Consider the following 24,346-nt stretch of genomic DNA (forward strand, 5'->3'; position numbering starts at 1 on the left):
CCCTCTTGTGCCGGTACGGCGGCGCCGTCTAGCTTGACGGACTGCCGTACCGCCAGGAGGCCGCCGTGGACTTGGTCCTGCTCATCGCCGCGATCGGCGTGATGTTGCTGGTCAAAACGGCCGAGCGGCGGATCGAACGCGCACGCCGCCGCGTCAGCGAGCCGGCGCCCGGCGACGGCGGGCACTCTCTCGACCCCTATGAGCTGGCCTACCTGTCCGGCGGGCCGCGACGGGCCGTCAACACGGCGCTGGCCGTCCTCGCGCGAGCCGGCGCCATCCGGGTGTCACGGGGCGCGCAGGTCACGCCGGTGCACGGCGCGCGGCCCTCGCCGGTGCCGATCGAGCAGGCCGTGCTCACCGTGCTGGCGGCCAGACCGGGCGGCTACCGCGCGAGCGAGCTACGCCGGGCGCTCGCGGCGCATCCGGCGCTCAGCGGCCTCGTCAGCGGCCTCGAAGGGCGTCGCCTGATCGTGCCGGAGCAGGCGTTCGGAACGGCCTGGCGGCGCATGGAGCAGCTCAAGATCGTGCTCGGTGTGGCGGCCGGCCACCTCGTCCTGCTGCTGGTGCTCGCCGGCGCGGGGCTGGCCGGCCAGGAGACCGCCTTCGCCGGCGCGCTGCTGGTCAGTGGGTTCGCCGTCATCTCCGGGATCGCCGCACTCAACCGGCAGCGGCGCGGGTTGCGCAGCGTCATCACCCGTGAGGGGCGCGAGGTCCTGAGATCCGCCCGCGACCACCATCCGAGGGGCGCCTACGCCGGCGGCTCGCCGGCCGTGGCGGTCGCGACGCCCGTCGCCCTGTACGGGCTGTCGGAGAGCGGCGATCCGGCCCTGTGCGACGAGTTGTCGGTCGGCGACCCGGGGGCCGACTGCGCCGGAGCCTGTGGCAGCCACAGCGGCGACGGCGGCACGACGTTCGGCGGCGACTCCTTCGGCCGCCTCAGCTTCGGCGGCGGTTCGTCGAGCTGCGGTGGCGGCGGGGCCTCAAGCTGCGGCGGGTCGTCAAGCTGTGGGAGCTCGTCAAGCTGTGGCAGCTCGTCGAGCTGCGGCGGCGGATCGAGTTGCGGCGGTGGCTCTTGACGGGCCGCCACCGGATCCACGCGGGCAGAACTTTCTCGATGCTCCGTTCGTCTTCCGGATACAGGTCGCGAGCCGGGGCGGGTCGCGGAGGTTGCGGGGGTCTTTGTGGGAGAGGGAGCTGAGATGTCGCACCTGGGAGTGGGCATCGGCTGGCGATCAGAGCTGGATCTGACGATCGAGCGCATGGACGGCGTCGACTTCGTGGAGGTGGTCGCCGAGAACATCCAGCCGGCCCACCTGCCCGAGTCCTTACGCCTGCTGCGCGCCAGGGGGCTGCCGGTCATCCCGCACGGGGTGTCGCTCGGCGTGGGCGGAGCCGAGCCGCCGTCCCCCGCCCGGCTGGCCCACCTGGCGGCCTGCGCCCAGACGCTGGACGCGCCGCTGGTCAGCGAGCACCTGGCGTTCGTCCGCGGCGGCGGGCTGGAGGCCGGGCACCTGCTGCCCGTCCCGCGCACCCGCGAGTCCCTCAGGATCGTCACCGAGAACGTGCGGCAGGCGCAGGACGCGCTGCCCGTCCCGCTGGCCCTGGAGAACGTCGCCGCCATCTTCGGCTGGCCCGACGACGAACTGACCGAGGGGCAGTTCCTCGCCGAGCTGGTGGAGCGGACCGGCGTCGGGCTGCTGATCGACGTCGCCAACCTCTACACCAACCAGGTCAACCTGGGTTCGCCGGCCGTGGCTGCGCTCGACGCGCTGCCGCTGGAGCACCTGTCCTACGTGCACGTGGCCGGCGGATACGAGCGCGACGGCATCTGGCACGACACGCACACCACGTCCGTGCCGGAGCCCGTGCTGGACCTGCTCGCCGAGCTGTGCGCGCGCGCCGCGCCGCCGGGCGTGCTGCTGGAGTGGGACGACCACTACCCGAGCGACGCGGCCCTGGCGGGCGAGCTGTCCAGGATCAGGTCCGCGATGTCACCGGCCAGGGAGACACGGTGACCGGTTCAAGCCCGCCGGACCCGCCGGCGGTGACCGATTCGGGCCCGCCCGGGCGGGAGCGGCTGGCCGAGGCGCAGGCCCGGGTGGTGGCGGCGCTTGTCGCGGGAGCCGAGCCGCCGGCGGGCTTCGACCAGGAGCGGATACGGGCGCAGGCGTCCAGCCTGATCGCCAAGCGGCGCGGCATCGTGGCCAGGATCCGCCCGGACGCGGCCGCCGCGGCGGGGCCCGACCTGGCCGCGGAGTTCGGGGCCTACGCGCGGGCCCGTGACACGCCCCCGCCCGGCTACCGCGCCGACGCCGACGACTTCGCCGCCTGGCTCCGCGAGCGGGGCAGACTGCCGGATGATCCGCCGCGCCGGGCCCGCTGGTGGTCGCGTCTCCTAAGCTAGCGCTTGGGAGGCGACATGCGGATCGTCAACATGGGTGGCTGGCCCCTGGGCCAGGAGGACGAGCAGGCGCACGAACCCGGCGGTGAGCCGCTGTGGAACGAGTCGTACTATTTCGACTTCGTCGCGGACGACGGCGAGCTGGGCGGCTACGTCCGGCTCGGCCTCTACCCCAACTGGAAACGCGCCTGGTACTGGGCCTGCCTGGTCACCAGGGACGGCCGCCGGGCCGCCCTGATCGACCACGAGGCCCCGCTGCCGGGCCAGGACCTGGTGGTCGGCGGCGCCGGCTACGAGGCGTCCCAGCGGGTCACCGAGCCCCTGCGCGCCGCCCGGCTGCGCCTCGACTCCGCCGAGCTGGCGCTCGACCTCGAATGGCGCACGACGGCCGGCGTCTACGGCTACGCGCTGACGCCCCGCTACGAGATCCCCTGCGAGGTCACCGGCACGGTAGACGGCGTGCCCTTCCACGGGTGGGGCGAGCGCGACCACAGCTGGGGCGTACGGGACTGGTGGTCGATCTCCTGGTTGTGGAGCAGCGGCCGGCTCCAGGACGGCACCCACCTGCACGGCATGCGGGCCAACCTGGGCCTGGACCTGCCCTGGCCCGCCTTCGTCGCGCCGCCGGGCGGCGAGCCGGCGCACGTGCCGGGCTTCTCGGCGGCCACGGAGTTCGAGGACGGCCGGCCCGCCGAGAGCCTGCTGCGCTTCCCCGGGCTCGCGACGACGGTGCGGCCGATCGCCTTCGCCCCCGTGACGCTGACGTCGCCCGAGGGGGAGGTCGCCGAGTTCCCCCGGGCGATGTGCACGTTCGAGACCGAGGACGGCCGTACGGGCCACGGCTGGACCGAGTGGCACCAGCCGCCGGGCTGGCGGGTACACGGCTGGGCATAGCCGGTTTAGCGGACGAACGGCCGGAAAAGGTGAGGAGGTGGGAGGACTACGCTGTGTCGATGGCAGCTATCTGACGGTGACGCCGATCGCGTGCACGGACAGCGTCGGCATGCCGTACGAGGTCACGCTGGAGCTGCATCGGGACGGCACGCCCTACGGCAGCGTGGGCGAGCGGTGCGGCTGGCTGCTCGCGCGCCTGTCACGCGGCGTCGACGAGGCCCGCCGGGGCAGGGGAGCGGCCAAGGAGTGGGCCGACCCCGACGACAGGTTCCCCGACCAGGAGCCGGACAGTGAGTTGTTCTCCTTCCGCTACCGCGCCAGGTCCAGTCTCGTGGGCGGCGGCGAGCTGCGCTGCCAGCTCAGGACCATCCCGCTGTGGCAGCCGGGACGCGGCGAGTGGCGGGTGACGAGGCGGGCCTATGTGGAGGCATGGGGCGCCGGGGGCGTGGGCATGCGGGCGGTGCTGACCTCGGCGGAGTTGTCGGCCTTCGTGCGCGATCTCGTGCAGGAAGCCGAGGGGTGTCTGGAAGGCAGAGACTTGGCCACGAATCCGGTGAAGGGAGCAGGCACGGGCGAATCGCGGTGATAATTGCCTGTTGGGTCATTCGACCGACCAAAGGCACAGCACCGCTGGGGAGGCACTCCGTGGGCCTGCGCGATCTGGTCTACCGGCTGTACGAGCACCGGCTGGAGGCCAAGCTGTCCAAGGACGGCGTCCCCCGGCACGTCGGGGTCATCATCGACGGCAACCGCCGCTGGGCGCGCGCCATGGGCATGCGCGACGTCGCCACCGGCCACCGCAAGGGCGCGGACAAGATCTCCGAGCTGCTGAGCTGGTGCCGCGAGACCGGCGTCGAGGTCGTCACGGTCTGGATGTTGTCCAACGACAACCTCAACCGGCCGAGGGAAGAGCTGGACCCGCTGCTGCGCATCATCGAGGACGTGACGCGGGAGCTGGTGGAGGAGGGCTGGCGGATCAGCCCGGTCGGCGCGCTCGATCTTCTTCCGGACCGAACAGCGAATGTCCTGAAAAACGCAAAAGAAGCTTCATCACACCGTCCCGGCCTGATTGTGAACGTTGCAGTTGGGTATGGAGGAAGACGTGAGATTGCCGATGCGGTGCGCTCACTGCTCCAGGAGCATGCGAGCAAGGGTGCCAGCATCGAGGACCTTGTCGAGGTCCTCGATGTCGAGCACATCGCGGAGCATCTTTACACTCGCGGCCAACCCGACCCGGATCTTCTCATCCGGACCTCGGGCGAGCAGCGCTTGTCCGGCTTCATGTTGTGGCAGAGCGCTCATTCGGAGTTCTACTTCCACGAGGCTTACTGGCCGGACTTCCGCAGGGTGGATTTCCTGCGAGCACTGCGCGATTACGCTGCGAGACACCGACGTTACGGTTCTTGACACGACATCTGGGTATCCAGGACGTAACGTTGGAAGTGTCCGGTCACAGGCCGGACACTCCGGAGAGGGCCCGCCTTTGCACCAACATCTGCCGAGGGGGCCGGAACCCGGCGCCGACGGCAGTTCGCGGTCGGGGACGCGGGTCCGGTCCAAATCCCGCCTCGTCTGCAGGGCGCCCGCACGTCGGGGCGCCCGGGGGAGAACGTGTGGCAGTGTCCTCGAGCAACCCTACTCACCAGTCGGCCAAGCGCACGTACGTGCTCGACACCTCGGTCCTGCTGGCCGACCCGGCGGCAATGACCCGCTTCGCCGAGCATGACGTCGTCCTTCCCATCGTGGTCATCACCGAGCTGGAGGGGAAGCGTCACCATCCCGAGCTCGGCTACTTCGCCAGGAAGGCCCTGCGCTACCTCGACGACCTGCGCGTACAGTACGGCAGGCTCGACGAGGCGATGCCTACGGGAGACGGCACGATCAGGGTTGAGCTCAATCACAGCGATCCGTCCATCTTGCCAGTGGGGTTCCGCCTGGGCGACAACGACACGCGCATCCTGACCGTGGCCCGCCACATGGCCGCCGAGGGTCGCGACGTCGTCCTGGTGTCCAAAGATTTGCCCATGCGGGTCAAGGCGGCCTCGATCGGTCTGACGGCCGAGGAATACCGTGCCGAGCTGGTGCACGAGTCCGGCTGGACGGGGATGGCCGAAATCCAGGTGACCGCCGAAGACGTGGAGACGCTCTTCGACAAGGGCACCGCCGAGCTGGAGGAGGCCAGAGAGCTGCCGGCGCACACGGGACTGCGGCTGTTGTCGGCCAAGGGCTCGGCGCTGGGGCGGGTGCAGCCCGACAAGTCGGTGCGGCTGGTGCGCGGCGACCGCGAGGTGTTCGGCCTGCACGGCCGCTCCGCCGAGCAGCGCATCGCGCTCGACCTGCTGATGGACCCGGAGATCGGCATCGTCTCGCTCGGTGGCCGGGCGGGCACGGGCAAGTCGGCGCTGGCGCTCTGCGCGGGCCTGGAGGCGGTCCTGGAGCGCCGGCAGCACCGCAAGGTGGTCGTCTTCCGCCCGCTGTACGCCGTCGGCGGCCAGGAGCTCGGTTACCTGCCGGGCTCCGAGGGCGAGAAGATGGGGCCGTGGGCGCAGGCGGTCTACGACACGCTGGGCGCGGTCACCTCGCCCGAGGTGATCGAGGAGGTGCTCGACAGGGGCATGCTGGAGGTGCTCCCGCTGACGCACATCCGCGGCCGGTCGCTGCACGACGCGTTCGTGATCGTGGACGAGGCCCAGTCGCTGGAGCGCGGGGTGCTGCTGACGGTGCTGAGCCGGATCGGCGCCAACTCGCGGGTCGTGCTCACCCACGACGTCGCCCAGCGCGACAACCTGCGCGTCGGCCGGCATGACGGCGTGGTGGCGGTGGTGGAGAAGCTGAAGGGCCATCCGCTCTTCGCCCACGTCACGCTGACGAGGTCCGAGCGCTCGCCGATCGCGGCCCTGGTCACGGAGATGCTCGAGGACATCACGATGTAGCTATTTCAGCTCGCCGCAGGTGAACTGCCCCTCCGACTTGGAGGGGCGGTTCTCATTCTCCCGGACTATCTTGACCTGCTCGTACGCGATCTCCTGCTGGACCGTGCACACGATCTGCGCCTTGCCGAGCTCGCTCAGCGTCCCCTCGCCGCTGATCAGGACCGACAACGTCGAGGTGCGCGGAAGCTGGATCTCATCGCGCCGTACGGGGTTGAGCGAGTCCTTGATCCCCCGGTACACGAACCCGCGCAGCCCCGTGTCCAGCTCGCCGAGCGGGTGGGTGGAGGCGTCGAAGAGGGCTCCGAGCAGGCTGTCGACCGTGTCGTCCTCGACGTCGGCCGGCTGCAGGCTGAGGTCGCCGTTCTTGACCAGGTAGATGGTCTTGGACGGCGGCGGGACCCTGATCGTGGGGGCGCTGCCCCGGTCCAGGGCGTCGGTCGGCGTGATGCCGCAGGCGGCCAGGGCGAGCAGCAGCACGAGGGCGGCGACGGCTCTCATGCGTGCGGCAGCCAGACCGTGAAGACCACGCCGGGGGTCTGGGCGCGTACGGAGACCGTGCCGCCGTGCAGGTGCACGTTGGCCCGGGTGATGGCCAGGCCGAGGCCGCTGCCCTGGCTGCGGGCGCGGCCGGTGCCCGCCTTGAAGAAGCGGTCGAAGACGTGGGGCTGCGCCTCCAGGGGGATGCCTCTGCCGTGGTCTCGCACCTTCACCTCCAGGCCGTTCTCCGTGCCTCTGGCGTTGACGTACACCGGGGGAGCCCCGTGCTTGAGCGCGTTGCCGACGAGGTTGGCCACGATGACGTCGAACCTCCTCGGATCCAGGTTGACGGTCAACCCCTGGGAGGCGGTGACCTTGACCTGGTCGCTCCAGCCGCGTACCTCCAGGCAGTCGTGGATGGCCTCGGCGACGTTCACCGGCTCCACGTTCAGGGTGGCCGTGCCGGCGTCGAAGCGGCTGATCTCGATGAGGTGCTCGACCAGCTCGCGCAGCCGTTCGATCTCCTTGAGCACCAGCCTGACGGCCTGTGCGGGCGCGTCCGGCAGCCGGCCGGCCTCCTCGGAGAGCATGTCGGCCACGGCCGTCATGGCGGTCAGCGGCGTGCGCAGCTCGTGGGAGACGTCGGCGACGAACCTGCGGGACATGGCCTCCAGCGCGCGCAGCTCCGACACGCTGAGCTCCAGCGCCGCCGCCGCGTCGTTGAACCTGGCGGTCAGCTCGGCCAGCTCGTCCTGCCCGTGCACCGGCAGCCGGGTGTCCAGCCGGCCCTGGCCGAGCGCCTGCGCCGCCGCGCTCAGCCGCCTGACGGGCAGCAGCACCTGCCTGGCCGACAGCAGCGCGACGACCAGCGCGATGAGCACGATGACCACGCCGGCCTGGGTGAGCGTGGTCCGCAGCGTGTCGAGCTGGCGCACGTCGTCGCGCATCGGGAAGAAGACGAACGCGCGCAGCCCCGTGGCCTCGGGCACGCCGTCGGCGTCGCGGTAGACCTCGGCGCCGACGATGAGCCAGAGCTCGTTACGGATGATCTTGCGCTGGCTGACGACGCTCTGCTTGGCCCGGCCGTAGAGCTCGTTGGGCACGTCGCCGGCGGTCATGGGGCCTTCGACGGCGTACAGGCCGCCGTACTCGACCAGCACGCCCCGGCCGGGACCGCTCAGCGCCTGGGACACGAGCTGCAGCTCTTTGATCGTCGGCGCGGCCTCGCCCGGCCTGAGCCTGCCGACGGGGAAGGTGATGCTGCTCAGCTCCCTGCTCACCAGGTCCAGGGAGGTGTTCTCGGCCCGGGTGACGAGCGCGGTCTTGGCCAGCTCGAAGCCGATCGTGGCGACCAGCAGCGAGGCGGCGACGGCGACGAGCGTGAACGTGATGACCAGGCGCGCCCGCAGCCCGGTGGGGAGCGGGATCACGGAGGGCTGAACCGGTAGCCGAACCCGCGCACGGTGTGGATGAACACCGGCTCGGCGGGCTTCGGCTCGATCTTGGCGCGGACCCGCTGCACGCAGGCGTCCACCAGCCGCGAGTCCGCGATGTGCGTGTGGTCCCAGACCACCCGCAGCAGGTAGCGGCGGTTGAGCACCTGGCCGGGATGGCGGACGAGCTCCAGCAGCAGCCGCAGCTCGGTCGGCGTCAGGTGGATCTCCTTGCCGGCCAGCGTGACCTTGAGCGCGCCGCGGTCGATCACGAGGTCGCCGAAGGTGATGCGGTCGGAGGCGGCGGACTCGGCCCGGCGCAGGATGGCGCGGATGCGCGCGTCCAGGACCCGGGGCTCGACCGGCTTGACCACGTAGTCGTCGGCGCCCGCCTCCAGGCCGACGACCACGTCCAGGTCGTCGCCGCGGGCGGTGAGCAGGATGACGGGGAGCTGGTCGAGCTTGCGGACCCGGCGGCACACCTCGACCCCGTCGATGCCGGGGAGCATGACGTCGAGGATCGCGATCTCGGGACGGCGGGCCCTGATGTGGTCGAGAGCCTCCTCGCCCGTCGCGTAGGACGTGACGGAGTGCCCCTGGCGGGTCAGCGCAAGCTCTAAGGCCATGCGGACCGAGGGGTCGTCTTCTACAAGGAGGATGCCTGCCACGTGGCACATTATTGTTCCATGTCACGGACACCCGCGTTGTGTCACCAAACTGAGACATGGTGGGGATGAGATCCCAAAGGACGCACGGAACCCTATAAGGGGCTTCCCTTCGGTTCGCGGGTGCTCGAAGGGGAGCCACCCATATGTGACCAATGTCACAGTATTCCGGAAATTACCCGCTAACCTGGTGATTAGCCAAGGCAGCGCCAAGCGATTACCTCGTTTCGGTTGCGGACCACCCCCCATGACAGGGCAAGCTCATGGTTCGTGAGCCGTAGCCCGCAGTTGAGTGAGCGCCGTCCGAAGGAAGATCTGCCCTCGGCGCGCCGGCCTGCGCGCTTCACGCCGAAGCGGGTCATCCTCATCGCCCTGACACTGGTGGTCGTCTTCGGGGGCGGCGGATACATCGCCAACCGCGCCATCCAGAACGCCAGTAAGCCGCCCGTCGACCCCTTCACCGCGCAGCAGCTCGGCGCGATCGCCGGCGGCGACCTGTCCGTCGAGGATCCCGAGACCGACGCGCGCAAGAACGCCGCCGAGCAGGCGTACCGGGCCGACCAGTTGAAGAAGGGCCGCACGGGAGCGGGCAAGGGCGACTTCGACGACTGGGTGGTGCCCAAGCGGGCCCCGTCCGGCGGCGGCTTCCCCGCCATCAACTTCCCGCCGGGCAGCGACCCCTCGCCCGGCAGCAACAAGGCCACCGCCAAGACCATGCTCGGCGCGCAGGGCTGGGGCGACGACCAGTGGGGCTGCCTGGAGCGGCTCTGGCAGAAGGAGAGCGGCTGGAACGAGCGGGCGATGAACCGCTACTCCGGCGCGTACGGCATCCCGCAGTCCCTGCCCGGCAGCAAGATGGCCAGCGCGGGCTCCGACTGGCAGACCAACGCGGCCACCCAGATCAAGTGGGGGCTCGGCTACATCAAGGGCCGCTACGGCACTCCGTGCGGCGCTTGGGGGCATTCTCAGTCGGTGGGCTGGTACTAACAGGTCAACTTTCCTTCTCCAATCGGCAAGCCGTCGCGCCCATAGGTGTATACGGGCGCACGCTGGCCGCATGGGTGTGAAGGTCAGTGTGATCGTCAATGTCCACAATCCAGGCGGCACCGCCGACGCGTGCATGCGCTCCACGCTGGAGCAGACGTTGCCGGCGGACGACTACGAAGTGATCTTCGTGGACGACGGGTCCACGGACGGCACCGGGGAGCGCCTCGACATCATCGCCGCGGCCCGCGGCAACGTCCGTGCGCTGCACCTGCCGCAGACCGGCTCGCCGATGCGCGGCCGCAACGTGGGCCTCGCGGCGGCGACCGGCGACTATGTCTACTTCCTCGACGAGGGCGACCGCCTGGAGAAGGACGCGCTGGCCCGCATGTACGAGCGCGCCGTGGAGACCGACGCGGACGTGCTGATCGGCCGCCTGGTGCGCGACTACGGGCCGCCGATGACCGCCTTCGAACGTGGCACGGCCCGCGCCGACATCCTGCGCGACCGCCTGCTCACGCTGCTCACCCCGCAGCAGCTCTACCGCCGCGCCTTCCTGGAGGAGCACGAGCTGGGCTTCGCGGTGCCCGGCGGCCGGATGGCCGAGCAGGCGTTCGTGATGCGGGCCTACCTGCACGCCAAGGTCATCGCCGTGCTGGCCGAGCATCTCTGCTGCCACCTGGGCGAGCCCTCCGGCACCGAGGAGGATCCGCGGGCGATCGCCAAGGACCTGCGCGCGCTGCTCGACGACGTCGACACCTACGTCGGCCCGAGCCGCCAGCGCGACCGCATGTACGCCTACTGGCTCCGCTACGCCCTCCTGCGCCCGCTGCTGACCAGCAGGTTCGCCGACTCCTCCGTCGATCGGGGCCTGCACTTCCGCGTCGTGCAGGAGCTCATGGCCGAGCGCTTCCCGCAGAGCCTGGACCGCTACCTGCCGGTCCAGCTCCGGGCCGTGGCCGCCTTCGTCCGGGCGGGCCGCCTGGACCAGATCGTGTTGTTGTCGTACTCGTCCAGGCGGGCCGGCCTGCGCGCCGACCTCACCGAGGTGCGCTGGGACGCCCACGTCCTGGTGCTCGGGCTGACCGTGGAGGTCCTGTCGGGCGACGGCACCCCCGACAGGTACCGCGTGGACGGCGACCGCCTGCACTGGGTGCCCCCGCGCTCGGTGGGCGGCCGGTCGCTGCCGGAGGGCGTCACCGACATCACCGACGCCGTCGACCGGGCCCGCGTCGATCTCTACGTGCGGCACGCGGAGACGGGCGTCGTGCACTTCCTGCCGCTCACCCAGCGCGTGGAGCGGATCAAGGACGGCCGCCGCCACGTCCGGGTGCGGATCAAGGCGGAGATCCGGCTCGACGTGACCAGCGCCGCCTTCGGCCGGCCGCTCCGGCCCGGCCAGTGGGAGCTGCACGTACGCATGTTCAGCGGCGCCAACCAGGCCAGGAGCCGCGTCGGCCGCCCTGCGGGCCCGCTCAACTGCCTGGGCGTGCTGGCCCAGCGGCCCAGGATGCGCCTGGTGGTGCCGTGCTGGAGCGACAACGGTGAGCTGGGGCTGGCCATCGAGCCGCGCTCGTTCAGCGAGTCGATCGCGCTCGTGTCGCCGGGTGTGGAGGTCAAGCAGCTCGACGGGCACGTCTACGTCGTGCTGCCGGTGCCGTACGTGCCGCCGAGCGGCGGGCCGCCGCTGGAGCTGGTGCTGCGCAGCACCGGGCGGCGCGGCCGGGAGGTGAGCGCGCCCGCGCTGGTCGAGGCCGGGGTGCCGGGCAGGCTCGCCGGCCAGCTCGTGGCCAAGGTGCCGGTCAAGCGGCTCATGCCGGGCCCCGACAGGCTCGGCCCCGGCGGCTGGTTGTCGTCGCTGCGCTCGCCGGAGGAGGAGATCGGGTTGCGGTTCGCGCTGGAGATGCGCAGGGGCCGGATCGAGTCACGTCCCGCCGCGGCGGTCGACCCCGGGCGGCGCTCGCCCATGGGCCGCGACACCGTGCTGCACCGGATCGGCCGGAGGCTGCCCGGCGCGCGGCACATGGTGCGCCTGGCGCGCGCGGGCAGGCATCGCTACCTCAGGGACTGACCCAGCCCTCCAGCTCCTCGAAGGCGCTCCTGAAGGCCGGGAGGATGGGCGTGAGCCGGTCGGGGTAGACGTCCACCAGACTGTCCAGGTGGTTGCCGCCCTCGATCCGGTGATAGCGGAAGGGCCGGTGCGGGCCGACCATCCGCGCGTAGACGTCGGAGTCGCGGGAGATCGGCAGCAGCGTGTCGAGCGTTCCGTGCAGGGTGATCAGCGGTTTGGTGATCCGGCCGGTGAGCGCGATCTTCGCCAGCGCCGCGTACGGCCTGCGCCGGTCGTAGTCGTAGTCGGCCGGGGCGCCCTCGTAGGAGGGGTCCAGCTCCTTCTGGTAGAGCTGCTGGGTGAGCTCCCAGTAATACTGCCGGTGGAACGGCCACAGGAACTCCGAGCCCGCCGCGAACCCGGCCGCGCGCACGCCCGCCTCGTCCGGGTAGGCCGTGAGCGCGGGCGGCAGGAAGTTCAGCAGGTTGTCGCCCTTGACCCGCCAGAGGGTGCCCTCCCAGTCGACGCCGCCGTCATAGAGCCAGCCACGGTTCTCCAGCTGCCACCTGACCAGGTAGCCGCCGTTGGAGATGCCGGCCGCGAACGTGCGGCGGGCCGGCCGGCCGTACCGCTGCCTGACGACGGCCTTGGCGGCCACGGTGAGCTGGGTGAGGCGGTCGTTCCACTCGGCCATGGCGTCGCCGGGGTGGCGGCCGTCCTCGTGGAAGTCCACGCCGACGTTGCCCTTGTCGGTCGAGGCGAACGCGTACCCCTTGGCCAGGACCCAGTCGGAGATCGTGTAGTCGTTGGCGTACTGCTCCCTGTTGCCGGGGGTGCCGCCGACGACCAGGCCGCCGTTCCAGTCGTCGGGGAGCCTGATCACGAACTGGGAGTCGTGGTTCCAGCCGTGGGTGGCGTTGGTGGTGGAGGTGTCGGGAAAGTAGCCGTCGATCTGGACGCCGGGCACGCCCGTCGGGTTGACCGTGGCGGCCGAGTGCAGGCCGGCCCAGTCCGCCGGGTCGGTGTGGCCGGTCTTCGCGGTGCCGGCGGTGGTGAGGTCGCCGAGCGTGGCGCTGACCGTGTGCTCGGCGCCCGGCACCGTGAGCCGTCCCGGTAACGGCGCGGGCTGTCCCGGCAACGGCGTGAGCAGGCTCGCCACCAGCGTGAGCGCGACGAACATCTAAGCCTCCCTCAGGTGATCGGCCAGCAGGCGCGCGAACGCGGCCGGGTGCTCGATGTGCGGGCTGTGGCCGCAGTCGTCCAGCACGGCCTCGCGGTAGGGGCCGTAGCGCTCCAGCACCGCCCTGGTCTGGGCGACCATGGGCTGGGCCGGGGTGCCGGGGGAGCCGGGCACGACGCCGAGCGCGCCGAGGTGGGCCAGGTCGAACAGGGAGGTGTCGGAGACGATCACGTCGTCCGCGCCCCTGATCCACAGGATGGGCGGCTTGGGGTCGATCTCGTGCAGGTCGTCCAGGCGGAAGTGGGTGGGGGCGATGGCGTTGAGCACGCCGTACTTGCCGGGGGCCACGCCCGGCCACGCGGGGGAGGTGACGGCGTCGCCCGGGTAGTGGGACTCGCCGACGCGGGTGGTGAGCATCGAGCGGACGTAGAAGTCCTCGTCGGGGACGCCGGGGTGCTTGACGTAGGCAGAGCGGAGGACGTTCCGCGGCGAGGTGGGGGACTCGTCCGACATGTCGCCCGCCTGCAGCCGGGTCACGAAGTCGGGATTGGCCGCTCCCGCGCCGGCGCCCGTGCCGTCGGGGTGCGTGAGCGTGCCGTCCACGTCGTGGGTGCCGCCGAAGCCGTACGGGGAGATGGGGTTGACCAGGGTGACGCTCCTGATCGCGGCCGGATGGTCGCGCAGGAGCCGCAGGACGACGCCGCCGCCGAGGCTCCAGCCGACCAGGTGGACACCGTCCAGGGCCAGTGCCTCGATGAGCTCGGCGAGGTCGTCGGAGTAGTCGCGCAGGCCGCGCGTGGCGTCGACGGGCGCGGGGTGGCTCTCGCCGAAGCCGCGCAGGTCGGGCGCGAGCGGGCGGTAGCCGGCCGGCAGCGCGGCCATGCTGTCGCGCCAGAACGCGCTGGAGGAGACGTTCCCGTGCACGAAGAGCACGGGTTCGCCGGTGCTCTCGCCGGTGCTCGCGCCGGTCAGGACGTGCTGGGTGAGCCGCGGGGTGGTGATCTTCATCGCGCGTGGATCCTTCCGGCCAGGTCGCGGCCCTGGGTCTCCTGTGCGGCGTAGACCGCGATGAGGGTGAGCACCGCCGCCAGACCAAGGTAGACCGAGATGGGCACGCTGCTCGAATACGCCTTCAGCAGGGAGACCGCGATGATCGGGGCCAGCGCTCCCGCCACGATCGCCGAGAGCTGCGCGCCGATCGAGACGCCGGTGTAGCGCATCCTCGTGCCGAACAACTCGGAGAAGAAGGCGGCCTGGGGGCCGTACATCATGCCGTGGAAGAGCAGGCCGACGGTGACCGCGAGGGTGATCGCCAGGAAGTTGCCCGTGTCGACGAGCGGGAAGAAGGCGAAGATCCACACCCCGATCCCGGCGGCGCCCGCCAGGTAGATCGGGCGGCGGCCGACGCGGTCGGACAGCGCGCCCCACATCGGGATCGTGGCGAAGTGGATGACCGAGGCGATCAGCACCGCGCCCAGCACGGTGGAGTTCTCGACCTCGATCTGCTTGGCGTACGTGATGACGAAGACGGTGAGCAGGTAGAAGGAGATGTTCTCCGCCAGGCGCGCGCCGATCGCGGTGATCACGTCCCTCCAGTGGTGGCGCAGCACGCCGACGATCGGCGCCCGCTCCTCCGGCTCGGCCTGCTGGAACACCGGCGACTCGGTGATCGTCAACCGGATCCAGAGACCGATCAGCACCAGGACGCCCGACAGCAGGAACGGCACCCGCCAGCCCCACGCCAGGAACGCCTCGTCCGACTGCCAGGCGGCCAGCGCCGCCAGCACGCCGGTGGCCAGCAGGTTCCCGCCGGGAGCGCCGGCCTGCGGCCACGAGGCCCAGAAGCCGCGCCGCGCGGTGTCGCCGTGCTCGGAGACGATCAGCACCGCGCCTCCCCACTCGCCGCCGAGCGCGAAGCCCTGCACCAGCCGCAGCGCGGTCAGCAGCAGCGCCGCGGACGGGCCCAGCGTCTCGTACGTCGGCAGGCAGCCGATCAGGAACGTCGCCGCGCCCATCAGCAGCAGGCTGACGACCAGCAGGGTCTTGCGGCCCAGCCGGTCGCCGAAGTGGCCGAAGATCAGGCCGCCGAGCGGGCGGGCGACGAATCCGACGGCGTAGGTGAGGAACGACAGCAGCGTGCCGGTCAGCGGATCGGAGTCGGGGAAGAAGAGCTTGTTGAACACGAGCGCGGCTGCCGAGCCGTACAGGAAGAAGTCGTACCACTCGATGGTGGTGCCGATCAGGCTCGCGGCGACGATCTTCTTGATGGAAGTGGCCATGCCGGTCACCGTAGGTTGTGACCGGCGTCACTCATATGGGGTCGGGACCCACAGTCTCCGGGGTGGATGTGTGGCCGAGCCGGTGCAAGCGGAGGGCGAGCTGGATCTCCAGCGCGCGCTCGGGGTCCATCCAGCCGTCGCCGAGCAGTTTGGCGATCCGGTCGAGCCGCTGCGTGACGGTGTTGACGTGGATGTGCATGGCCTCGGCCGTACGCGAGGGCGAGCCGCCGGCGGCGAAGTAGGCCGCCAGCGTGCCGGCCAGCGCGGTGCCCCGGCGGGCGTCATAGTCGATCACCGGGCCGAGCACCCGGCCGACGAAGCCACGCACGTCGCGGCCGTCGCCGACGAGCAGGCCCACGAAGCCCAGCTCGGCCGCGCTCGCGCCGTCACCCGCCCGCCCGAGCGCGATCAGCGCCTCGGCGCACCTGCGGGCCTCGTGATAGGCACGGGCGACGCCCTGCGCCGGGCGGGCGGCGTCTTGCGCCGGGCGGGCTTGGTGGCCGTGTGCCGGGTCGCCGTCCGGGACCGCCTTCGACGCGCCGGCCGTGGCCGGGACGTGCAGGGACGCGCTCAGCTCGGCGGCCACGCGCTGCGCGATCGCGCCCGCGTTCGTGCCGGGCAGCAGCAGCACCACCTCGTCACCGCGGCCGGCGGCCAGCCCGTGCCGGACGGCGGCCTGCGAGGAGGCCCAGAACGCGGCGCGTTCGCGCTGCCCGTCGTGCTTGACCACCACCACGACGTGCGGCGCGCCCAGATCGACCCCGAGCCGCCGCGCCCGGTCGGCCAGCCCGGGGGAGTCGGGCCGCGCGATCAGGTCGTCGAGCAGCTCACCCCTGACCCGGCCCTCGGCCTCGGCCACGCTTCTCCTGAACAGCAGCAACAGCGCGCACACCAGCGCCGCCCGCTCCAGGATCCGCTCGTCGGCGTCGTCGCTGCGCAGGATGAGCGTGCACAACGGCTCCCCGCCGACGTCCACGGAGGCGATCAGCAGGTCGCCCCGCCGCACGGTACGCCCCAGCGCCCTGGACGCCTGCGCCGCCTCGAACACCCCCGAGTCCAGCTCGCCCACGTCGCCCGTGATCGCCCGGCCCAGGTCGTCGAGCACGGCCAGCGACCCGCCGAGCACGTCGGTCACCACGGCGGCCACGTCCTCGATCCCGCCGCCCCGGAGCACCAGCGAGGTCATCCGGTCGTGGGCCAGCGCGGCCCGCTCGACGGCCTCCCCGTGCTGCCTGGCCGTCCGGTGCGCCCGGGAGAGCTCCTCCAGCGCGTCGCGGGTCTCCTGCAGGAGCCTGGCGTTGTCGATCGCGACGGCGGCGTGCGCGGCCAGGCTGGCCAGCAGCGACACCTCCTCCTGGTGGAACGGCCTGGCGCTGCGGTTGGCGGCCATGAGGACGCCGATCACCCGCTGCCCCAGCCGCAGCGGCACGCCGAGGATCGCGACCAGGCCCTCCTCGGTGACGGCGTCGTCGATGTCGGTCTTGTGGCGGAACCTGGCGTCGGCGAAGTAGTCGGCCGTCGAGTAGGGCGTCGCCGTCTGCGCCACCAGCCCGCCCAGCCCCGCGCCCATGGCCAGCCGCAACCGCCGGAACTTGGCCGAGATCGACCCGTCGGTGACCCGCATGTAGGTGTCGCCCCGCTCGGGGTCGTGCAGGGTCATGTACGCGATGTCGGTGGCGAGCAACTGCCTGGCCCGGTGCACGATGGCCTCCAGCACGGCGTCGAGGTCGCGCAGCGCGGCCAGGTCGCCGGCCGTGTCGTACAACGCCGACAGCTCGGCCTCGCGCCGGGCCCGCCGCCTGAGCAGCGCCCGCACCTTGAGCGCCTCGACCTTGGCCTGCTCCAGCTCCTCGATCGCGGCCGGATCGGCGCCGGCCGCCCTGGCCTGGATGATCGGCCCCTCGAACTCGACCGCCGACGCCTCCCTGGCCAGCAGTTCCAGGAAAGCCCTACTCATGGCCTCTGCTTCGCAGAGGCGGGCTCGGTCGCCTCGCGCCGCCGTCTTCCCCCGCTCCGGTCGCTTCGCTCCCTACGCTCCTCCAGACGACGGCACTCCCTCGCAAGCTCACTAGCGGGCCGTCCAGCCGCCGTCGACGGGCAGCGACACGCCGGTGATGAACGCGCCGGCGGGCCCGCACAGGTAGGCGACCAGCTCGGCCACCTCCTCGGGCTCGATCAGCCGCTTGATCGCGGCCGGCCGCAACATGATGTCCGCCACGACCTCGTCCGGCGCGATGCCGTGCACCTCGGCCTGGTCGGCGATCTGCGCCTCGACGAGGCCGGTCCGCACGTAGGCGGGGCACACGCACGTCGAGGTCACCCCGTGGGCCGCCCCTTCGAGCGCGACGACCTTGGAGAAGCCCTCCAGCGCGTGCTTGGCCGTCGTGTACGCCGACTTGTACGGCGAGGCGCGCAGCCCGTGCACGGAGGAGATGTTCACGAACCTGCCCCAGCCTCTGGCGTACATGCCGGGCAGCACCGCCCGCGCGACCAGGAACGGCGCCTCCACCATGACCTTGAGCATCGTGGCGAACACCTCGGGCGGGAACTCCTCGATCGGCGCGACGTGCTGGAACCCGGCGTTGTTCACCACGATGTCGATGGGTTCGTCCGGCAGGGACGCCACGAAGCCCGGGTCGCTCAGATCGGTCACCACTGCCGTGCCGCCGATCTCGGCGGCCACCTTCCCCGCGGGCCCGGCCCGCATGTCGACGACCACCACCCTGGCCCCCGCCGCGGCCAGCCGCCGGGCGCAGGCCGCTCCGATCCCGCCGCCGGCCCCGGTCACCAGCGCGGTCCGCCCCGTCAGCTCCTTCGCCATATCCCGCACCTTAGGCGCTCGCCGCGCCGCGCCGCATGGGTGCCGCCGACATAGATCGGTGTCGCGCTATGTGGAGCACCTGGTCTGATATGTTGATGAGATGATCGCGTATCCGCTCCAGTGGTGGCCCGCCTCCTAGGCGGTCCACCCAGCGCATACGCACTCCGGCCGCCTCGACGAGGTGGCCGGTGGCATGTCGCACGCGAGCCCCCGTCGAGCACTGACGAAAAAGGGGCGCCACCATGAACACGACCACCTGGCCGCAACTGCTCACCCTGCTGCTCGACGGCCGCTCGCTCACCGCGCGGCAGGCCGCCTGGGCGATGAACCAGATCATGTCGGGCATGGCGACGGACGCCCAGATCGCCGCGTTCGCCATCGCGCTGCGGGCCAAGGGCGAGAGCGTGGCGGAAGTGGCCGGGCTGGCCGACGGCATGCTCGCCCGATCGACCGCGATCAGGATCTCCGGCGACCCCGTGGACGTCGTCGGCACCGGCGGCGACCGGGCCAACACCGTCAACATCTCCACGATGGCCGCCATCGTGGCCGCCGCCGCGGGCGTGAAGGTGGTCAAGCACGGTGGCCGGGCGGCCTCGTCCATGGCGGGCGCGGCCGACGTGCTGGAAGAGCTCGGCGTCGCCGTCGACCTGTCGCCCGCCGCGGTGGTCAGGGTGGCGGACGAGGTCGGCATCACGTTCTGCTTCGCACCGGCCTTCAATCCGGCGCTGAGACGTACGTCGGGGCCGCGCCGCGAGCTGGGCGTCCCCACGGTCTTCAACTTCCTGGGCCCGCTCACCAACCCCGCCCTGCCGCCTTCCCAGGCGGTCGGCGTCTTCCATCCCGGGATGGCGCCGGTCATCGCCGGCGTGCTCGCCGAACGCGGCGGCTCCTCGCTGGTCTTCCGCGGCGACGACGGGCTCGACGAGCTCACCACCTCCGGGCCGTCCACCATCTGGGTCGTGCGCCGGGGCGTCGTGACACGCACAGCCTTCGACCCCGCCGAGTTGTCGATCCCGCGCGCCCACCCCCGTGACCTGCGGGGCGGCGACGCGCGGCACAACGCCGCCGTGGCGCGGGCGGTGCTCGCGGGTGAGCGGGGGCCGGTGCGCGACATCGTCCTGCTGAACGCGGCCGCCGCCGTGGTGGCCTGCGACGGCACGCCACCGGTGCCCGAGCTCACGGCCGCGATGGGGGCGGCGTACAAGCGGGCCGCGGACGCGGTGGACTCCGGGGCCGCCCTGTCGCTGCTCACCCGCTGGGGCCAGGCCACCCGCAAACCCGCTTAGCGGCGGTCAAGGCCCCGCTCAGGGGCGGGGTTATGGACACGACCTCGCTCAGGGGCGGGTCATGGACAACACGTCGAGCGCGGCGTCGAGCTGGTCCTCGGTCAGCGTGCCGTCGGCCACGTGGCCGCGCTCGATCACCACGTCCCTGATGGTCTTGCGCTCGGCCAGCGCCTGCTTGGCGATCTTGGCGGCCTCCTCGTAGCCGACGTACCTGTTCAGCGGCGTGACGATCGACGGGGACGACTCGGCGTACTCGCGCAGGCGCGCCACGTTCGCGGTGATGCCGGCCACGCAGCGGTCGGCGAGCAGCCGCGACACGTTGGCCAGCAGCCTGATCGACTCCAGGATGTTGCGGGCGATGATCGGGAGCTGCACGTTCAGCTCGAAAGCGCCGGACGCCCCCGCGAACGTGATCGCCGTGTCGTTGCCGATGACCTGCGCCACGACCATGGCGGTGGCCTCGGGGATCACCGGGTTCACCTTGCCCGGCATGATGGACGAGCCGGGCTGCAGATCCGGCAGGTTGATCTCGCCGAGCCCGGCGCGCGGCCCCGAGCCCATCCACCGGAGATCGTTGACGATCTTGTTCAGCGAGACCGCCACCACCTTGAGCTGCCCTGACAGCTCGACGATGGCGTCCTGCGCCCCCTGGGCCTCGAAGTGGTCCACGGCCTCGCGGAACTCGATGCTCGTGGCCTGGCGCAGCTTCTCGATGGCCTCCTGCGCGAAGCCGGGCGGGGTGTTGATGCCCGTGCCCACCGCCGTGCCGCCCAAGGGCAGCTCCAGCACGCTGTCGAGAGCCCTCGTCACGCGCAGGACCCCGTGCTCGATCTGCGTCGCGTACCCGCCGAACTCCTGGCCCAGCGTCACCGGCGTCGCGTCCATCAGGTGCGTGCGCCCGGACTTCACCACTCCGTCGAACTCGATGGCCTTCGCCCGCAACGTCTCCGCCAGATGCCTGAGCGAGGGCAGCAGGTGGTAGCTCACCTCGGTCGCCGCCGCCACGTGGATCGAGGTCGGGAAGACGTCGTTGGACGACTGGGAGGCGTTCACGTGGTCGTTCGGGTGCACGGGCCGGCCCAGTCGTTCCTCGGCCAGGGTCGCGATCACCTCGTTGGCGTTCATGTTGGAGGAGGTGCCCGAACCGGTCTGGAAGACGTCGATCGGGAAGTGGGCGTCGTGCTCGTTCTCCGCCACGTCCGCCGCCGCCTGCGCGATCGCCTCGGCCAGGTCCTTGTCGATCACGCCGAGCTCGCCGTTCACCTCGGCGGCGACCGCCTTGATCAGTCCGAGCGCGGCGATGTGGGAAGGCTCCAGCGGCCGGCCGGAAACAGGGAAGTTCTCCACCGCCCGCTGGGTCTGCGCGCGCCACTTCGCACCTGAGGGCACGCGGACTTCGCCCATCGAGTCGTGTTCGATTCTGAAGTCGCTCATATCTTCAGTCTGAACCACGGCGGGCCGATCGTACCGAAGGCCCTCCCGCTGATCGGCACGGCCCGAACCTCATCGCCCCGGCCGATCAGCGCTGCCGATCAGCGCTGCCGATCAGCGCTGCCGATCGGCCGGCCACGGCCTCGGGCGGTGGCGCGCCCGAGGCCGGATGACGATTACTTCGAGAGGAGCGCCACGATCAGCACGGCGATCACCACGGCCGCGGCGGCGGCGACCGCCATGAGGACCAGCATGCCGTTGCGGTTGCCCACCGGCGGCTTCTCCGGCTGGCCCGCGATGGCGAACAGATCCGTGCCCAGGCCGCCGCTCTGCCCCGGCACACCCTGCGGGTGTTGCTGGGGGTGCTGCGGACCACCCGGTGGCTGCTGTTGCTGGGGCATCATCTGCTGCTGCGGGGCGGGCACCGGATAGACCTGCTGGCCGGGTGAGCCGAGCTGCGGCGACTGGATGCGCGTGGTGACGATGGCGCCCTCGTCGCCTGGCTGCCGCGGGCGGCCCTGCTGCTCGGGAGCCGACGGGAAAGGACCCTTGGGCCTGGAGATGCTGACCGTCCGCTCGGGGTCGTAGTCCGGCTCGCCGGAGGGAGCCCCCGGCGCGTTCCCGCGCGGCCCGGCCGCGCCGGCCTGACGCACCGGCGCCGTGCCCGGCCCGCCCGGTCCCATCGGCCCGGTGCCCTGTCCTGGGCCGGTGTCCTGCCCCATCGGTCCGGTGCCCTGCTCTCGGCCGTTGTCCGGTCCCATCGGCCCGGTGCCCTGCCCCGAGTTGAAGGCGTTCGGCGCGCTGGGGCGTTGGGGGCCTGGCGCTTGTGAGGAGAACGCCTGGTTCTGAGGCGGCCGTGCGCTCTGCGGTACGGTCGGCGTGTTCGGCCCGCGCCCCGGCCCCTGCTGCGGCCCAGGTTGCGGACCGGAGTCGGGCTGGCCACCGGGTCGCCGGCCGCCCGGCGCACCGGGCGTCTGCCCGGCCCCGCCAGGCCCTTGCGCTCTCGGTCCGCCTGGTCCGCCTGGTCCGGCGCCCATCGGACCCCTCGCTCCTGTGGGCACCGGCGGCCCTGCGGGCACCGGCGCACCAGGCCGCTGGCGCCCGGCGCCTTGACCGCCAACCCCTGGACCGCCAACCCCTGGACCACCCGCCCCTGGACCGCCGGGTCCTTGACCGGTCGGTCCTTGGCCGGCGGGTGTCTTAGGTCGGGCGAACGGGTCGGGCAAAGCGGCCTCCTGCGCCATAAGAGCCTCGGCCGTGAGCACCGGCATCTCGCTCGTGGGGGTGTCGGCGACCATACGAAGCAGGGTCTCCGCCTTGGCAGCACTGAGCCGCTGCCGATAGTCCTTGCTCAGCAGCCCGTTCAGCACCGGTCGCAACTGCCCCGCCTGCGTGGGCGGATCAGCACTCTCGGTGAGCAGGGCCGCCAGCGTCTCGGCGATGGTGGAGCGCTCGTAGGCCGGCCGTCCCTCGACGGCGTAGTACAGGGTGGCTCCGAGGGACCAGATGTCCGACTCCGGCCCGGTGTACTCGCCCCTGGCACGTTCCGGGGCCGTGTAGCCGGGCGATCCGATCACCATGCCCGTCTTCGTGAGCCGCGAGTCTCCCTCGGCCTTGGCGATGCCGAAGTCGGTCAGCACCACCCGGCCGCTCTCGGTGATGAGTACGTTGCCCGGCTTGACGTCGCGGTGCGTGATGCCCTGGGCGTGCGCGGCCCGCAGCGCCCCGAGCAGGTCCACGCCGATCTCCGCCACGAGCCGTGGCGGAAGCGGCCCCTCTTCCTCGATCACCTGCTCCAGCGAGCGGGCTTCGATGAGCTCCATGATGATCCACGGACTGTTGTCCTGGATCAGCACGTCGTGGATGGAGGCGACGGACGGGTGGTTGATACGCGCGGCGATGCGGCCCTCGCGTACCATGCGTTCGCGCAGCTCGGACCGCTGTTCCTCGGTGAGTCCCGGGTCCTGGCGGATTTCCTTGACCGCCACCTCGCGCCCGAGCGCGCGGTCGCGGGCACGCCACACGGTGCCCATGGTCCCCCGACCGAGCGGTGCTATGAGCTCGTAGCGCTCCGCGAGCAGGCGTGTCTGCTGTTCCGGCATGAGAAGAAGATATCGATTCTCGCTTGGGAAGTGCTTTACCCTCGCTTGCGAAGTTCTCTTGGCCAGAACCGCCGAGGAAGGCACAACTTTATCATCGTAGCTTTGAAACGGGCATAAGCGGACGGAGCTGGTCGTGGTTCGACTCGCTTCCGATGAACCCCCTCACCTGGTTTGCGTTCCTGTCTGGGTGCGGGCACGGTGACGGGCGCGGGCGGCGGCTCCACCCGGTGCAGCCCGCGGTGTGCGGGCCTGCGCGAGAAGGAGGGCGAGCTCGCCGGCCCTGAGCGTACGGACCTGCGCGCGGCCAGCGGGTCCTCGGCCGAGCCGCCCGCGGCCACCCTGGCCAGCATCAGCGAGGCGCGCACGGAGTCGAGCCTGGTCGCCGGATCGATCCTGAGCAGCGCGTCCAGGATGGGGGCCAGCGGGCCCGCCTTCGTCATCGGGATCGGCTCGCCGCTGGTCAGGGCCGCGAGCGCGGCGGCCGCCGTACGCCGGCCGTGCAGGCCCCGGCCCTCGACGGCGGTGTAGAGGGTCGCGCCGAGCGACCACAGATCGCCGGCGGGGCTGGCCTTCGAGCCGAGCACCCGCTCGGGAGCGATGTAACCGGCGGACCCCAGAACGATGCCCGCCTGGGTGATGGAAACGTCACCTTCGAGCGCGGCCAGGCCGAAGTCGGTGAGCACGGCGCGGTCCTCGGTCACCAGCACGTTGCTCGGCTTGACGTCGCGATGCAGGATGCCCTTGGCGTGCACGGCGCGGAGCGCCCCGAGGATCTGCCGGCCGATCTCGGCGGCCCTGCGGGGGTGGAGCGGTCCGTGCTCCTGGATGAGCTGCTCAAGAGACTTGGCCCGAAGCAACTCCATGACGATCCACGGCCGGTCGTCCTCGGTGACGACGTCGAAGACGGTGATGACGGAGGGATGCGCGACCATCGCGGTGGCCCGGCCCTCGCGCTCGGTGCGCGCGCACAGTTCGGCACGCAGCTCCTCGTCGAGCACGGTGGGCAGGCGCACTTCCTTGACCGCCACGTCGCGGTCGAGCAACTCGTCATGCGCCCGCCAAACGGTGCCCATGCCGCCCCGACCGACCGGCTCCACGAGCCGATAGCGCGCGGCGAGTAGGTAACCGGAGGGCGCACGCATGCCTGGCAGCTTACCTATTTGTGTAAACCGACCAGTAGAGGCGGGGCCGATAATTTGTTGCGAACTTAAGTCAACCCGCCTGACTCGTCACGTCAGCGAACCTCCTGAGCGCATCCGTACCGGTTGAGGTGGCTTCGGCGCGGTGACGGGCCCGCACCCGGGCGACCTCGGGCCGGCCGCCCGAACCCGGAGCCCGGCGGGCGCGCCGAGCCTTCCGAGCCTACGCGAGCCCTGCGAGGCCGCCGGCCCGGCGGGCGTCCGGAGCCCT

At 71.6% G+C, this 24,346-nt stretch carries 21 protein-coding genes; 10 read left to right on the top strand and 11 right to left on the bottom strand.

Going from position 1 to position 24,346, the window contains the following annotated elements:
• The first annotated feature begins 65 nt into the window (after window positions 1-65).
• The 7 genes from ACWD0F_RS14375 to ACWD0F_RS14405 all read left to right on the top strand — a co-directional run bounded on the left by ACWD0F_RS14375 (window position 66) and on the right by ACWD0F_RS14405 (window position 6,228).
• On the top strand, window positions 66-1,076 hold the full coding sequence (locus ACWD0F_RS14375; protein ID WP_449875342.1) for a TIGR04222 domain-containing membrane protein: 1,011 nt from the start codon (window positions 66-68) through the stop codon (window positions 1,074-1,076).
• 123 nt (window positions 1,077-1,199) lie between these two features.
• On the top strand, window positions 1,200-2,015 hold the full coding sequence (locus ACWD0F_RS14380) for a DUF692 domain-containing protein (protein ID WP_449875344.1): 816 nt from the start codon (window positions 1,200-1,202) through the stop codon (window positions 2,013-2,015).
• Entirely contained in the window at window positions 2,012-2,404 is a 393-nt protein-coding gene (locus tag ACWD0F_RS14385; RefSeq protein WP_449875346.1) for a hypothetical protein, read from the top strand. The genes ACWD0F_RS14380 and ACWD0F_RS14385 overlap by 4 nt, the downstream gene beginning before the upstream one ends.
• A gap of 15 nt (window positions 2,405-2,419) precedes the next feature.
• On the top strand, window positions 2,420-3,295 hold the full coding sequence (locus ACWD0F_RS14390; protein WP_449875348.1) for a DUF7064 domain-containing protein: 876 nt from the start codon (window positions 2,420-2,422) through the stop codon (window positions 3,293-3,295).
• Between the two features lie 37 nt (window positions 3,296-3,332).
• Complete coding sequence (locus tag ACWD0F_RS14395; RefSeq protein ID WP_449875350.1) at window positions 3,333-3,881, top strand: hypothetical protein; 549 nt, start codon at window positions 3,333-3,335, stop codon at window positions 3,879-3,881.
• Between the two features lie 59 nt (window positions 3,882-3,940).
• Complete coding sequence (locus ACWD0F_RS14400; RefSeq protein WP_449875352.1) at window positions 3,941-4,702, top strand: isoprenyl transferase; 762 nt, start codon at window positions 3,941-3,943, stop codon at window positions 4,700-4,702.
• A gap of 206 nt (window positions 4,703-4,908) precedes the next feature.
• Entirely contained in the window at window positions 4,909-6,228 is a 1,320-nt protein-coding gene (locus ACWD0F_RS14405) for a PhoH family protein (RefSeq protein WP_449875354.1), read from the top strand.
• Here the strand turns inward: ACWD0F_RS14405 and ACWD0F_RS14410 are convergent, their stop codons facing one another.
• The 3 genes from ACWD0F_RS14410 to ACWD0F_RS14420 are packed head-to-tail and all read right to left on the bottom strand — an operon-like array spanning window position 6,229 to window position 8,806.
• Window positions 6,229-6,726: a hypothetical protein gene (locus tag ACWD0F_RS14410; protein ID WP_449875356.1), complete on the bottom strand. Its 498-nt coding sequence runs from the start codon at window positions 6,724-6,726 to the stop codon at window positions 6,229-6,231.
• On the bottom strand, window positions 6,723-8,135 hold the full coding sequence (locus tag ACWD0F_RS14415) for a sensor histidine kinase (RefSeq protein WP_449875358.1): 1,413 nt from the start codon (window positions 8,133-8,135) through the stop codon (window positions 6,723-6,725). Before ACWD0F_RS14415 ends, ACWD0F_RS14410 begins: the two co-directional genes overlap by 4 nt.
• Entirely contained in the window at window positions 8,132-8,806 is a 675-nt protein-coding gene (locus ACWD0F_RS14420) for a response regulator (RefSeq protein WP_449875359.1), read from the bottom strand. Before ACWD0F_RS14420 ends, ACWD0F_RS14415 begins: the two co-directional genes overlap by 4 nt.
• Window positions 8,807-9,073: 267 nt before the next feature.
• Between ACWD0F_RS14420 and ACWD0F_RS14425 the strand changes: the two genes are divergently transcribed.
• Together ACWD0F_RS14425 and ACWD0F_RS14430 are read left to right on the top strand one after the other, a co-directional pair.
• On the top strand, window positions 9,074-9,790 hold the full coding sequence (locus ACWD0F_RS14425; protein ID WP_449875361.1) for an aggregation-promoting factor C-terminal-like domain-containing protein: 717 nt from the start codon (window positions 9,074-9,076) through the stop codon (window positions 9,788-9,790).
• Between the two features lie 70 nt (window positions 9,791-9,860).
• Window positions 9,861-11,858 (top strand): glycosyltransferase family 2 protein, encoded by a 1,998-nt coding sequence (locus tag ACWD0F_RS14430; RefSeq protein ID WP_449875363.1) that lies wholly within the window; start codon window positions 9,861-9,863, stop codon window positions 11,856-11,858.
• On the opposite strand, the gene ACWD0F_RS14435 is transcribed toward ACWD0F_RS14430, so the two are convergent.
• The 5 genes from ACWD0F_RS14435 to ACWD0F_RS14455 form a co-directional block, all read right to left on the bottom strand.
• On the bottom strand, window positions 11,848-13,017 hold the full coding sequence (locus tag ACWD0F_RS14435; protein WP_449875365.1) for a tannase/feruloyl esterase family alpha/beta hydrolase: 1,170 nt from the start codon (window positions 13,015-13,017) through the stop codon (window positions 11,848-11,850). The two genes, ACWD0F_RS14430 and ACWD0F_RS14435, sit on opposite strands and share 11 nt — an antisense overlap.
• Entirely contained in the window at window positions 13,018-14,025 is a 1,008-nt protein-coding gene (locus ACWD0F_RS14440; protein WP_449875367.1) for an alpha/beta fold hydrolase, read from the bottom strand.
• On the bottom strand, window positions 14,022-15,296 hold the full coding sequence (locus tag ACWD0F_RS14445) for an MFS transporter (protein ID WP_449875369.1): 1,275 nt from the start codon (window positions 15,294-15,296) through the stop codon (window positions 14,022-14,024). The genes ACWD0F_RS14440 and ACWD0F_RS14445 overlap by 4 nt, the downstream gene beginning before the upstream one ends.
• Window positions 15,297-15,327: 31 nt before the next feature.
• Window positions 15,328-17,253 carry a helix-turn-helix domain-containing protein gene (locus ACWD0F_RS14450; RefSeq protein WP_449875371.1) on the bottom strand — a complete coding sequence of 642 codons (1,926 nt, stop codon included), beginning with the start codon at window positions 17,251-17,253 and terminating at the stop codon, window positions 15,328-15,330.
• Window positions 17,254-17,364: 111 nt separating this feature from the next.
• The gene (locus ACWD0F_RS14455) at window positions 17,365-18,117 is read right to left on the bottom strand and encodes a 3-hydroxybutyrate dehydrogenase (RefSeq protein ID WP_449875373.1); all 753 of its coding nucleotides are present in this window, start codon (window positions 18,115-18,117) and stop codon (window positions 17,365-17,367) included.
• A 242-nt stretch (window positions 18,118-18,359) separates the two neighbouring features.
• Here ACWD0F_RS14455 and trpD point away from each other — a divergent pair, with 242 nt between their 5' ends.
• Complete coding sequence (trpD, locus tag ACWD0F_RS14460) at window positions 18,360-19,403, top strand: anthranilate phosphoribosyltransferase (RefSeq protein ID WP_449875375.1); 1,044 nt, start codon at window positions 18,360-18,362, stop codon at window positions 19,401-19,403.
• A 48-nt stretch (window positions 19,404-19,451) separates the two neighbouring features.
• On the opposite strand, the gene ACWD0F_RS14465 is transcribed toward trpD, so the two are convergent.
• The 3 genes from ACWD0F_RS14465 to ACWD0F_RS14475 form a co-directional block, all read right to left on the bottom strand.
• The gene (locus ACWD0F_RS14465) at window positions 19,452-20,837 is read right to left on the bottom strand and encodes a class II fumarate hydratase (protein ID WP_449875377.1); all 1,386 of its coding nucleotides are present in this window, start codon (window positions 20,835-20,837) and stop codon (window positions 19,452-19,454) included.
• Window positions 20,838-21,010: 173 nt separating this feature from the next.
• Complete coding sequence (locus tag ACWD0F_RS14470; RefSeq protein WP_449875379.1) at window positions 21,011-22,936, bottom strand: serine/threonine-protein kinase; 1,926 nt, start codon at window positions 22,934-22,936, stop codon at window positions 21,011-21,013.
• A gap of 35 nt (window positions 22,937-22,971) precedes the next feature.
• Window positions 22,972-24,078, bottom strand: coding sequence for a serine/threonine-protein kinase (locus tag ACWD0F_RS14475; RefSeq protein ID WP_449875381.1), 1,107 nt, complete (start codon window positions 24,076-24,078; stop codon window positions 22,972-22,974).
• Window positions 24,079-24,346: the final 268 nt, after the last annotated feature.

It is taken from the genome of Nonomuraea sp. NPDC002799 (assembly GCF_053592075.1).

Excerpts from the sequence above, each read along its gene's own strand:
- ACWD0F_RS14380 (WP_449875344.1), top strand. The coding sequence starts at position 1,200 with ATGTCGCACCTGGGAGTGGGCATCGGCTGGCGATCAGAGCTGGATCTG.
- ACWD0F_RS14390 (WP_449875348.1), top strand. The coding sequence starts at position 2,420 with ATGCGGATCGTCAACATGGGTGGCTGGCCCCTGGGCCAGGAGGACGAG.
- ACWD0F_RS14410 (WP_449875356.1), bottom strand. The coding sequence starts at position 6,726 with ATGAGAGCCGTCGCCGCCCTCGTGCTGCTGCTCGCCCTGGCCGCCTGC.
- ACWD0F_RS14430 (WP_449875363.1), top strand. The coding sequence starts at position 9,861 with ATGGGTGTGAAGGTCAGTGTGATCGTCAATGTCCACAATCCAGGCGGC.
- ACWD0F_RS14435 (WP_449875365.1), bottom strand. The coding sequence starts at position 13,017 with ATGTTCGTCGCGCTCACGCTGGTGGCGAGCCTGCTCACGCCGTTGCCG.
- ACWD0F_RS14440 (WP_449875367.1), bottom strand. The coding sequence starts at position 14,025 with ATGAAGATCACCACCCCGCGGCTCACCCAGCACGTCCTGACCGGCGCG.
- ACWD0F_RS14445 (WP_449875369.1), bottom strand. The coding sequence starts at position 15,296 with ATGGCCACTTCCATCAAGAAGATCGTCGCCGCGAGCCTGATCGGCACC.
- ACWD0F_RS14450 (WP_449875371.1), bottom strand. The coding sequence starts at position 17,253 with ATGAGTAGGGCTTTCCTGGAACTGCTGGCCAGGGAGGCGTCGGCGGTC.
- ACWD0F_RS14455 (WP_449875373.1), bottom strand. The coding sequence starts at position 18,117 with ATGGCGAAGGAGCTGACGGGGCGGACCGCGCTGGTGACCGGGGCCGGC.
- trpD (WP_449875375.1), top strand. The coding sequence starts at position 18,360 with ATGAACACGACCACCTGGCCGCAACTGCTCACCCTGCTGCTCGACGGC.
- ACWD0F_RS14465 (WP_449875377.1), bottom strand. The coding sequence starts at position 20,837 with ATGAGCGACTTCAGAATCGAACACGACTCGATGGGCGAAGTCCGCGTG.
- ACWD0F_RS14470 (WP_449875379.1), bottom strand. The coding sequence starts at position 22,936 with ATGCCGGAACAGCAGACACGCCTGCTCGCGGAGCGCTACGAGCTCATA.
- ACWD0F_RS14475 (WP_449875381.1), bottom strand. The coding sequence starts at position 24,078 with ATGCGTGCGCCCTCCGGTTACCTACTCGCCGCGCGCTATCGGCTCGTG.